At 48.4% G+C, this 411-nt stretch carries 1 protein-coding gene; it reads left to right on the forward strand.

What is annotated here, in order from left to right:
• Positions 1–159 precede the first annotated feature (159 nt).
• On the forward strand, positions 160–411 hold a 252-nt coding region (locus AC1DF0_RS32465; RefSeq protein WP_477577718.1), incomplete at its 3' end, for a hypothetical protein.

The following is a 411-nucleotide window of genomic DNA, read 5'->3' on the forward strand; positions in this document are numbered from 1 at the left end:
GTTTGGATGTACGCCCCGTGAATACCAGCAGGGCGTCAGATAGCGATGCGGGGTGTAATTGGTCGATTGTTGTGTGGTGCGAAGGGATGGTTTCGACTGTGGATTCAACTGGTCGATGCAACACGACTAAATTCTGTGTAAGCAGAAGGAGCGTGGCAAATGAGGAAAAAACCAAAGTACTTTCCGGATATTGTCAGAGCATTAGTTTTGGTCGTCATTGGCTGTTTCGTGGCAGTGAAAGGCGGAGATTGGCTTTTTGAATGGTGGGGTATACGAATTTCGCCGGGGCTTTACTTTTGCATGGCTTATCTATTCATAGCCTTCGTAGTGTGGATAGCGACAGCAAAGCTGCTTAATGAACTGCGGGCTGAATCGATGGGGCAACAAGAGCGACTAGCATCTGTCGGTGAT

Source organism: Paenibacillus sp. 05T425 (assembly GCF_056396205.1).